The 10,380-nt window shown below is 70.3% G+C and carries 7 protein-coding genes; all 7 read left to right on the plus strand.

Annotated features, from left to right (window positions below; genetic code table 11):
- Positions 1 to 102: 102 nt before the first annotated feature.
- The 7 genes from MWU57_RS17685 (at position 103) to MWU57_RS17715 (ending at position 10,321) form a co-directional block, all read left to right on the plus strand.
- Positions 103 to 1,122: a LacI family DNA-binding transcriptional regulator gene (locus MWU57_RS17685; protein ID WP_246911010.1), complete on the plus strand. Its 1,020-nt coding sequence runs from the start codon at positions 103 to 105 to the stop codon at positions 1,120 to 1,122.
- The gene (locus MWU57_RS17690; protein WP_246911012.1) at positions 1,122 to 2,693 is read left to right on the plus strand and encodes a sugar ABC transporter ATP-binding protein; all 1,572 of its coding nucleotides are present in this window, start codon (positions 1,122 to 1,124) and stop codon (positions 2,691 to 2,693) included. The genes MWU57_RS17685 and MWU57_RS17690 overlap by 1 nt, the downstream gene beginning before the upstream one ends.
- Before the next feature lie 154 nt (positions 2,694 to 2,847).
- Entirely contained in the window at positions 2,848 to 3,867 is a 1,020-nt protein-coding gene (locus MWU57_RS17695; RefSeq protein WP_181340728.1) for an ABC transporter substrate-binding protein, read from the plus strand.
- 103 nt (positions 3,868 to 3,970) lie between these two features.
- Entirely contained in the window at positions 3,971 to 5,509 is a 1,539-nt protein-coding gene (locus MWU57_RS17700) for a sugar ABC transporter ATP-binding protein (protein ID WP_246911013.1), read from the plus strand.
- Complete coding sequence (locus tag MWU57_RS17705) at positions 5,509 to 6,537, plus strand: ABC transporter permease (RefSeq protein ID WP_246911014.1); 1,029 nt, start codon at positions 5,509 to 5,511, stop codon at positions 6,535 to 6,537. The genes MWU57_RS17700 and MWU57_RS17705 overlap by 1 nt, the downstream gene beginning before the upstream one ends.
- Positions 6,537 to 7,586 (plus strand): galactofuranose ABC transporter, permease protein YjfF, encoded by a 1,050-nt coding sequence (yjfF, locus tag MWU57_RS17710; protein ID WP_281495908.1) that lies wholly within the window; start codon positions 6,537 to 6,539, stop codon positions 7,584 to 7,586. Before MWU57_RS17705 ends, yjfF begins: the two co-directional genes overlap by 1 nt.
- A gap of 323 nt (positions 7,587 to 7,909) precedes the next feature.
- Positions 7,910 to 10,321, plus strand: coding sequence for a family 43 glycosylhydrolase (locus MWU57_RS17715; protein WP_246911015.1), 2,412 nt, complete (start codon positions 7,910 to 7,912; stop codon positions 10,319 to 10,321).
- Positions 10,322 to 10,380 lie beyond the last annotated feature (59 nt).

Raw genomic sequence — 10,380 nt, forward strand, 5'->3', positions numbered from 1 at the left:
CACCCACAACCGGGGGGTGGGCGTGGGGTCGTTCGCTGCCGGCGGTATCCTGTGGTCGCCGCGCCGCCCGTCGGCCGTCCGGCGGAATCCGATGGAGGCCTCATGGCGAGTCCCGGTGTCGACAAGCCGAACATCCGGCAGGTCGCGCAGCTCGCCGGCGTGTCCCACATGACCGTGTCGCGGGTGCTCAACGACCACCCCAACATCCGGGAGGCCACCCGGCGTCGCGTCGAGGAGGCCATCGAGGAGCTCGGCTACCGCCCCAGCATGACGGCGCGAGCCCTCGCCACCCAGCGCAGCCGCCGCATCGGCGTCCTGGTGGAGAGCGCGATGACGTTCGGCCCGACCAGCACGCTGTACGCCGTCGAGTCCGCCGCCCGTGCCTCGGGCTACGAGGTCAGCTCGGTCCTCCTGCGCGCCGGTGAGGAGATCAGCCCGCAGGAGGCCGTCGACCACCTCATCGCGCTGGGCATCGAGGCGCTGTGCGTCGTCGCGCCGCGGTCGTCGTCGATCGCGGCGCTGCGGCGCATCGCCGTCGGTGTCCCCGTGCTCGTCGTCAAGCCCGACAAGGACCCGACGTTCCTCACGGTGACGGTGGACCAGCAGGCCGGGACGGCGCTCGCCGTCGACCACCTGGTCTCGCTGGGGCACCGTGACATCCTGCACCTGGCCGGTCCGCTCGACTGGCTCGACGCCAGGACGCGCGAACGGGCCTTCCGGGCCCGGGCGAAGTCGTGGGGCCTGCGCGAGCGCCCGATCGTCGTCGGCGACTGGACGGCCGACTTCGCCTACGACTTCGCGCGCGGGATCCGCGAGCTCCCCGAGTACACGGCGGTCTTCGTCGCGAACGACGAGATGGCCGTGGGGCTCGTCCACGGCCTGCACGAGCGGGGGTTCTCGGTGCCCGACGACGTCAGTGTCGTCGGGTTCGACGACATCCCGCTGGCGCGACACGTCATCCCTCCGCTGACGACCGTGCGACAGAACTTCGACGCGCTCGGTGTCTCGGTGGTCGACGTCCTGCGGGCCGCCATCGAGGAGCGTGAGATCCCGGAGCTGACCCGCATCCCGGCCGAGATCGTCGAGCGCGCGTCGAGCGCGCCGCCGCGGAAGGGCGACTGATGGCGGCGCGGACGGCACCGGTGGAGCAGCCGGCGGCGCCGGTGGTCGAGATGCACGGGATCACGGTGGAGTACGCGGGTGTCCGCGTGCTCGACGCGGCAGACCTGGTCCTGCGGCCGGGCGAGGTGCACGCGCTCATGGGGGAGAACGGCGCCGGGAAGTCCACCCTCATCGGTGCGCTGACGGGGACGGTGCCGATCGTGGCCGGCCGGATCCTCGTCGACGGCGTGCCCCTGACGCCCACGGGCGTCGCGCGCAGCCGGGCGGAGGGCATCGCGACCGTCTTCCAGGAGTCGCACCTCAGCCCGCACCTGTCCGTGGCGGAGAACATCATGATCGGTCACGAGGTGCGTGGGCGCTTCGGCATCAGGTGGGCGAGGTGCCGGGAGCGCGCCGCGGCCGCGCTGGCCACGCTGGGCATCGAGGACGTCGACCTGCGGACTCCCCTGGAGGCGTTGTCGCCGGCGACCAAGCAGCTCGTGGCCGTCGCCCGGGCGATCGTCCTGGAGCCGCGGGTCCTCGTGCTCGACGAGCCCACGTCGAGCCTCGACGAGGCGGAGGCCGCCCAGCTGCTCGGCGTGGTCCGCCGCCTGCGCGACCAGGGGGTGGCGATCCTGTTCGTCTCGCACTTCCTCGAGCAGGTCTTCGAGGTGAGCAACCGGATGACGGTCCTGCGGGACGGCCGGGTCGTGGCCGAGTACTGCACGGCGGAGGTCGAGCGGGCCGAGCTGATCTCGAAGATGATCGGCGAGGACATCGACGCGCTGCAGGCGCTGCACTCCCAGCGGTTGTCGCACCACTACGCGGGCTCGAGCCAGGTGGCGTTGCGGGCGACGTCGATCGGACGCCACGGGACGCTCGAGCCCACCGACGTCGACCTCGTCCGGGGGGAGGTCGTCGGGTTCGCCGGTCTGCGCGGCTCGGGTCGCACCGAGCTCGCCCGCCTGATGAGCGGGGTGGAGCGCGCCGACCGGGGCGAGCTGTGGCTCGACGGTGCCCGTGTGCAGCTGCGTGGCCCGGCGGCCGCGCTGCGGCACCGGATCGCGGTGTCGAGCGAGAACCTGCGCAACGAAGGGATCGTCGCCGGGCTGACGGTGCGCGAGAACATCGTCCTGGCGCTGCAGGCGCTCCGGGGCTGGACCCGGCCCCTGTCCCGCGCCGAGCAGGAGGCGGTGGTGGACACGTACCTCGACGCCCTGCGCCTGTCGCACGAGGACCTGGACCGACCGGCCGGCGAGCTGTCGGGCGGGACGCAGCAGAAGGTCATGCTGGCTCGCCTGCTGGCCACCCGGCCGCACGTCCTGATCCTCGACGAGCCGACCCGCGGCATCGACATCGCCGCCAAGCTGGACATCCAGCGCCGTGTGGCCAAGCTGGCCGGCGAGGGGGTCGCAGTCGTCTTCATCTCCTCCCAGCTCGACGAGGTGGTCCGGCTCAGCGACCGCATCGTGGTCCTCAAGGACCGGGAGAAGATCGGCGAGCTGAGCAACGGGCCCGGCGTCACCGTCGACACCATCGTCGAGATGATCGCGGCCGAGCTGGACGGGCCGGCCGCCGACGGCGCGGGCTGACCCGTCGCTGTTACGGGATCGTGATGTGTTGTGCGCTCAGGCCTCTTTGTGACCGGTCACATCTGCGCTATGTTAGCGGTCACAAGCCAAGGGTCGGAGCTGACCCGCGGACCGGGAGCACCGGTGGCCTGGCGTCTCGAGGAGGAGAACACACATGACACGGAAGATGTGGATGCGCGGCACGGTGGCGGCCGTGTCGGCGGCGGCGATGCTGACCCTGGCCGCCTGCAGCAGCGAGCAGGCCCCGTCCGGCTCGAGCGAGGAGACCGCGAGCGGCGAGGAGGAGATGGCCGAGGGCGACGACGTCATCTCGATCGGCTTCTCGCAGGTCGGCGCGGAGTCCGGCTGGCGCGCGGCGAACACCAAGTCCATCCAGGACACCCTGACGGCGGAGAACGGGTTCGACCTCAGCTTCTCCGACGCACAGCAGAAGCAGGAGAACCAGATCCAGGCGATCCGGTCCTACATCGCGCAGGGCGTGGACGTCATCGCGTTCTCTCCGGTGGTCGAGAGCGGCTGGGACCCGGTCCTCCAGGAGGCGCAGGCCGCGGACATCCCCGTGATCCTCACCGACCGTGCCGTCGACTCCCAGGACGACACCCTCTACGAGTCGTTCATCGGTTCCGACTTCGTCCTCGAGGGCGAGATGGCCGGTGAGTGGGCCGTCGAGCAGTACGACGGCGAGGGCTACAAGATGGTCGAGCTGCAGGGTACGACGGGCTCCGCGCCGGCGATCGACCGCAAGGAGGGCTTCGCCGCCGCGATCGAGGGCAGCGACATCGAGGTCATCGACTCGCAGACGGGCAACTTCACCCGCACCGAGGGCAAGCAGGTGATGGAGGGCTTCCTGCAGAAGTACGACGACATCGACCTGGTCTTCGCCCACAACGACGACATGGGCCTGGGCGCGATCGAGGCGATCGAGGCCGCGGGGATGGTCCCGGGCGAGGACATCAAGATCATCACGATCGACGCGGTCAAGGACGGCATGCAGGCGCTCGCCGACGGCAAGATCAACTACATCGTCGAGTGCAACCCGCTGCTCGGCCCGGACCTCGCGGAGATCGCCCAGAAGGTCGTCGCGGGCGAAGAGGTCGAGAAGCGCATCGTGGTCGAGGACCTGGCCTTCGACCAGGAGGCGGCGGCCGAGGCCCTGCCCGACCGCCAGTACTGACAGGCACCCCGGCGGAACGGGTCCGGCCCGTCCCGCCGGGGTCACCCCTCGAACCCGCGGCGGGGTGCGGACGCACCCCGCCGCGATCCACGGAAGGTCAACGATGACGAGCTCCGAGACCGCGGAGCGGCCTGTCGTCGAGATGACGGGGATCTCGATCGAGTTCCCCGGCGTCAAGGCGCTCGACCAGGTCGATCTCCGCCTGTTCCCGGGTGAGGTCCACGCCCTGATGGGCGAGAACGGTGCCGGGAAGTCGACCCTCATCAAGGCGCTCACCGGCGTCTACGGCATCGACGCCGGCGAGATCCTCGTCGACGGCAGGTCCCACCGCTTCTCCGGTCCGGGCGAGTCCCAGGACGCGGGCATCGCGACGGTCTACCAGGAGGTCAACCTCTGCGAGAACCTGACCGTCGCGGAGAACATCATGCTGGGCAACGAGCCCCGGCGGCTGGGCGCCATCGACTGGCGTGCCACCCGGCGCGAGGCCGCCCGGCACCTGGCCACGATGGGCCTCGACATCGACCCGGCGTCCTCCCTCGGAGCGCACTCGATCGCCCTGCAGCAGCTCGTGGCGATCAGCCGGGCGATGGTCGTCGAGGCGAAGGTCCTCATCCTCGACGAGCCCACCTCGAGCCTCGACGCCGGGGAGGTGGCGCAGCTCTTCGCCGTCATGCGGCGCCTGCGCGACGAGGGGGTGGCCATCCTGTTCGTGTCGCACTTCATCGAGCAGGTCTACGAGATCTCGGACCGGATGACGGTGCTGCGCAACGGCCGGCTCGTCGGCGAGTACGCGACCGCGGCGACCGACCGCGTCGAGCTCGTCTCGACGATGATCGGGCGGTCGATGGAGGTCCTGGAGGACCTGCACGTGAGCACGGACCGCACCGTGGAGATCGAGCGGGGCTCGACGCCGTACCTCCAGGCCGTCGGCCTGGGCCGCAAGAGCAGCGTGCAGCCGTTCGACCTCGACGTCTACTCGGGCGAGGTAGTGGGCCTCGCCGGCCTCCTCGGGTCCGGGCGCACCGAGGTGGCGCGCCTGCTCGCGGGAGCCGACCGGGCCGACAGCGGCACGACGCGCATCAAGGACGCCCCGGCACCGCTCCGCAACCCGCGGGCGGCGATCTCCCGCGGCATCGCTTTCTCCTCGGAGGACCGCAAGGCCGAGGGCGTCGTGGGCGACCTGACCGTGCGCGAGAACATCGTCCTCGGCCTGCAGGCGGGTCGCGGCTGGATGCGGCGCCTGCCGGGCCGGCAGGTCGACGAGATCGTCGACAAGTACGTCGCGGCGCTCAACATCCGCCCCGCCGACCCGGACGCCCTGCTGCGCAACCTGTCCGGGGGCAACCAGCAGAAGGTGCTGCTGGCTCGTTGGCTCGCCACGGCCCCGGAGCTGCTGATCCTGGACGAGCCGACGCGCGGTATCGACGTCGGCGCCAAGGCCGAGATCCAGAAGCTGGTCGCCGAGCTGGCGGGGGAGGGCATGGCCGTGGTCTTCATCTCCGCCGAGCTGGAGGAGGTCCTGCGGCTGAGCCACCGGATCGCCGTCATGCGCGACCGGGCGAAGGTGGCCGAGATCGTCAATGGTGAGGACGTGGGGGTCGACGAGGTCGTCGGTCTCATCGCGAGCGGAGGAGACCACTGATGCGTGAGATCACGCGGCACGCCCTGTTCTGGCCCGTCGCGGCGCTGATCGCGCTGCTGGTCGCCAACACGGTCTACCGGCCGGACTTCCTCGCGGTGACGGTGCTGGACGGTCACCTCTTCGGGGCACCGATCGACATCCTGCGCAACGCCGCACCCCTGATGCTCGTGGCGCTCGGCATGACGCTGGTGATCGCGACGCGCGGCATCGACCTGTCGGTGGGCGCCGTGGTCGCCATCTCGGGGGCGCTCTCGCTGAGCTTCATCGCGACGTCGCCGGACCCGGGGTCCGTGTCCACGGTGCTCCTCGCGATCGCCATCGCGCTCGGGGTCTCCCTGGTGCTCGGCGTGTGGAACGGGTTCCTCGTCTCGGTGGTGGGCATCCAGCCGATCATCGCGACGCTCATCCTCATGACGGCGGGCCGGGGGATCGCCATGCTCATCACGGAGGGGCAGATCACCACCGTCACGAGCGCGCCGTTCAAGACCCTCGGCTCCGGCTTCTGGCTCGGGCTGCCGGTCGCCACGCTGGTGGCCGGCGGGGTATTCCTCCTGGTGGCGCTGCTCACGCGGCGCACCGCGCTGGGCATGCTGGTCGAGTCCGTGGGCATCAACCCGGCGGCGAGCCAGCTCGCGGGCGTCAAGGCGCGCACGATCGTGTGGACCGTCTTCGCCCTGTCGGGACTCTTCTCCGGCCTGGCGGGTCTCATCCTCGCGTCCAACGTGATGGCGGCCGACGCCAACAACGCCGGCCTGTTCATCGAGCTCGACGCCATCCTGGCCGTCGTCATCGGCGGTACGTCGTTGCAGGGGGGCAAGTTCTCGCTCTCCGGCACGCTCGTCGGCGTCCTGATCATCACCACGCTGACCCTGACCGTCACCATCGTGGGGATCTCGCCGCTGGTGACTCCGCTGTTCAAGGCGCTGGTCGTGATCGCCGTGACGCTCCTGCAGTCCCCCCGCATCCGCGAGAGGTTCGCCGCCCGCGCGCGGCAGCGGACCGCCCGACCCGAGGAGGTGGCCGCCTGATGGCCGCCGTCGCCCCTGAACAGTCCACGGCCGGCTCGCCCGGACCGTCCCGGCCCCGCCAGGAGGAGCCGCGGCTGCGGGCGATCGCCCGGCGGCTGCGCATCGACCGGCGCTACATGCCCGTCGTCGGGACGTTCGTGGTGCTCGCCCTGATCCTCGTGATCGGCGGTGCCCGCTACGAGAACTTCTTGTCCGCCGGCGTGCTGGCGAACCTGTTCATCAACAACTCGTTCCTCATCGTGCTCGCGGTCGGCATGACGTTCGTCATCCTGACCGGCGGCATCGACCTGTCCGTCGGCGCGGTCCTGGCGCTGTCCGCGGTCAGCGCCGCGTACCTGCTGGACGCGGGGGTGCCCGCGGCCGTGGTCCTGCCGGCGGTGGTGCTGATCGGGTCGGTCATCGGGCTCCTCATCGGACTGATGGTCCACGTCTTCGACGTCCAGCCGTTCATCGCGACCCTGGCGGGCATGTTCTTCGCCCGCGGACTCTGCTTCGTCATCGCCCCCGAGTCGATCCCGATCACCGACGAGACCTTCGTGGCCATCGCCGGCTGGGACACCTGGGTGGGCGGGCAGTGGCGCATGACCTCCAGCGTGGTGGTCTCCCTGGTCGTCGTGGCGCTCGCGTTCTTCCTGCTGCACTACACGCAGTTCGGGCGCACGGTGTACGCGATCGGCGGCGGCGAGCAGTCGGCCCGGCTGATGGGTCTGCCGGTCGCGCGGACCAAGGTGCTCGTCTACGTCGTCTCGGGCACCTGCGCCGGGCTGGGCGGGTTGCTGTTCGCGATGTACTCGCGGTCCGGCTACTCGCTGACCGGTGTGGCGATGGAGCTCGACGCGATCGCCGCCGTCGTGATCGGTGGCACGTTGCTCACGGGCGGCACCGGGTTCGTGCTGGGCTCCGTGCTCGGCGTCCTGGTGCTCGGGCTGATCCAGACCATCATCACGTTCGAGGGCACCCTGTCGTCGTGGTGGACCAAGATCGTCATCGGCGCGCTCCTGCTGGTGTTCGTGGTTCTCCAGCGGGTGCTCACCCTGCGGCGTACCTAGCGTCCGTCCGTCGGCGGCCGGGTGGACCCGGCCGCCGACGCCGGGCTGCGGACGTCCGGGACAAGAACATCAGAGAACCCGACGCGTAGATGTTAGCGCTCACAAGGTCTCGGGGCGATGGAGCCCCGGATCGCACTCAACGATGAGGAAGCGAGACCGATGCTCTGCTCACCTGCCCCAGCAACGGCGCGACGCCTCGTGCGTGCAGCGGCCGAGGGCCGCGCACCCGACGACCGGCCGCTCGCCACGTATGAGCGCGGTGCCGGAGAGGACGCCCGTTCGTGCGCTCGATCCAGCAACACCACCACGATGAGGAGGAACTGATGACACAGTCCGTACGGAGACGACGACGTCTCCGGACCACGATGTCGGGAGTCGCGACGGCTGCGCTGCTCTCGGCGGCGATCGTCACGACCCCGTCCTTCGCCGCCGACGAGGAGCTCATCCTCAACGGCGGGTTCGAGGACGGTACGGCCCACTGGTTCGTCAACGACGGCAACGCGACGGATGCCGGCGAGCTCTCGATCACGGCCGACGCGTCCGCCGGCAGCTCGGCGGCGCTGACGACCGACCGGGCCACGACGGGTTCCGGTCCGATGCAGGACCTGAGCGGGAAGGTCCAGGCCGGCGAGACCTACGAGCTCTCCGCCCGCCTCAAGTACGACGACGAGGCCTCGCCCACCACGAAGCAGTTCTTCGCCACCATGCACTACGGCGGCGGCAGCTACACCAACCTGGTCGACACCGTCGCGACGAACGGGGAGTGGGCCACGATCGAGGGGACCTTCACGATCCCCACGACGCAGGACGTCTCCACGGCGCGGCTGTTCTTCGAGACGCCGTGGACGGCAGACCCGGCGGCCGACCCGGCCACGCATCTCATGAACTTCGTCCTCGACGAGGTGTCCGTCGTCGGCGCGGAACCCCCGCCGCCGGCGTCGACGACGATCGAGGTGGTGGGCAAGAACCCCGGCGAGCACAATCCGCTCATCTCGCACAAGTTCGGTGCCGACGCGTTCGGCTTCGTGGACGACGGGCGGGTCTACCTGTACCTGACCAACGACACCCAGTCCTACGACCCGGACCCGGCGACCGGCGTGTCGTCGCAGATCAACTACGGCGACATCAACCAGCTGACGGTGATCTCCTCGGAGGACCTGGTCAACTGGACCGACCACGGTGAGATCCAGGTCGCCGGTCCGGACGGCGTCGCGCCGTTCACCAACAACTCCTGGGCACCGGGCATGGCGAAGAAGGTCGTGGACGGTGAGGAGAAGTACTTCCTCTACTACGCCAACGGCGGCGGCTCCAGCAACGTCATCACCGGTGAGTCCCCCCTGGGACCGTGGACCAGCGAGCGGGACAGCCTGCTGATCGACGGGTCGACCCCGGGTGCCGAGGACGTCGCGTGGAAGTTCGACCCGGCGCCGTTCGTGGACGTCGACGGTTCGCCGTACCTGTACTTCGGCGGCGGGCCCGCGTCGACGGACATGCCGGACGAGGAGCGCTACAACAACCCGAAGAACCTGCGGGTCATCGGGCTCGGCGACGACATGGTCAGCACCGAGGGCACGGCCGAGGTCGTGGACGCCCCCGTGGCGTTCGAGGCGGCGCACGTGTTCGAGCGGGAGGGGCTGTACTACCTCTCGTACTCGTCGCACTTCGGTGGGCCCGACTTCGGTGGTTCGCAGACGCCCGCACCCGGGTACCCGGGTGGCGGCCAGATCGGCTACATGATCTCCGACGACCCGACGTCGTTCCCCCGGGAGAAGTACGCCGGCGTGCTCTTCCCGAACCAGTCCCAGTTCTTCGGGGCGGGTACCGGCGGGAACAACCACCAGTCGGTGTTCGAGCTCGACGGGACGTACTACATGACGTACCACGCCCCGACCCTCAACAAGCGCATCACGGGGAACTCCACGCAGGGCTTCCGCAGCCCGCACATCCAGGAGCTGTCCTTCCGCGAGGACGGCACCATCGAGCAGGTGGTGGGCGACTACGCGGGGCCCGACCAGGTCCAGGACTTCGACCCGTACCGTGCGGTCGAGGCCGAGACCTTCGGCTGGCAGCAGGGTCTGGCGACCGCGAAGGTCACGGACGGTTCCGCCGAGTTCGGTGCGGGGGCCCCGAACCTCGTGGTCGAGGACGTCGACGCCGGTGACTGGTCGGCGCTGTCGTCGGTGGACTTCGGCGAGAGCGGCGCCGCGGAGATCACCGCTCGCGTCCGGCCGCTCGTCGAAGGAGCCCGGATCGAGGTGCGTCTCGACGGCCGCGACGGCCCGCTCGTCGGAACGGTCGCCGTCGACGGACCTGTCGGGGAGTGGACCGAGGTCGATGCAGCGCTCGACGGTGCGGTCGGGGTGCACGACGTCTACCTGACATATCAGGGGCCGTCCGGCGAGGACCTGCTCGAGGCGGACTGGTGGCGGTTCTCCGAGGCGGTCGCCCCGGAGCCCGAGGTGGCCGTGACGGTCGACGTGTCCGCGCAGTGCGTCGGTGTCAACGCGCGGCTCGTGGTCGACGTCGTCAACGGTGAGGACGCGCCCGTCGCGGTCGACGTGTCGACCGCGTACGGCACCAAGCACCACCCGCACCTGAAGGCGGGCGGAAGCATGTCCCGTCCCTTCGCGGCGCACAGCCGTGCACTGGACGCCGGCAGCGTGAGCGTGACGGTCGAGGCCCGTGACGCCGTGGGGGTGATCGACGCCGCCTACGGGTCCGTGACGTGCGGCTGACCTCCTGAATGGTTCTGCCGCCGAGGCGTGGCAGAGCCCTCGTCGTCGGCGCCCGGTCC

This window comes from Isoptericola sp. S6320L, from assembly GCF_023015685.1.
Lineage (GTDB): Bacteria > Actinomycetota > Actinomycetes > Actinomycetales > Cellulomonadaceae > Isoptericola > Isoptericola halotolerans_A.

What these genes read in the sequence shown, in the direction of transcription:
- MWU57_RS17685 (WP_246911010.1), top strand. Translation starts at nt 103, where the DNA reads ATGGCGAGTCCCGGTGTCGACAAGCCGAACATCCGGCAGGTCGCGCAG.
- MWU57_RS17690 (WP_246911012.1), top strand. Translation starts at nt 1,122, where the DNA reads ATGGCGGCGCGGACGGCACCGGTGGAGCAGCCGGCGGCGCCGGTGGTC.
- MWU57_RS17695 (WP_181340728.1), top strand. Translation starts at nt 2,848, where the DNA reads ATGACACGGAAGATGTGGATGCGCGGCACGGTGGCGGCCGTGTCGGCG.
- MWU57_RS17700 (WP_246911013.1), top strand. Translation starts at nt 3,971, where the DNA reads ATGACGAGCTCCGAGACCGCGGAGCGGCCTGTCGTCGAGATGACGGGG.
- MWU57_RS17705 (WP_246911014.1), top strand. Translation starts at nt 5,509, where the DNA reads ATGCGTGAGATCACGCGGCACGCCCTGTTCTGGCCCGTCGCGGCGCTG.
- yjfF (WP_281495908.1), top strand. Translation starts at nt 6,537, where the DNA reads ATGGCCGCCGTCGCCCCTGAACAGTCCACGGCCGGCTCGCCCGGACCG.
- MWU57_RS17715 (WP_246911015.1), top strand. Translation starts at nt 7,910, where the DNA reads ATGACACAGTCCGTACGGAGACGACGACGTCTCCGGACCACGATGTCG.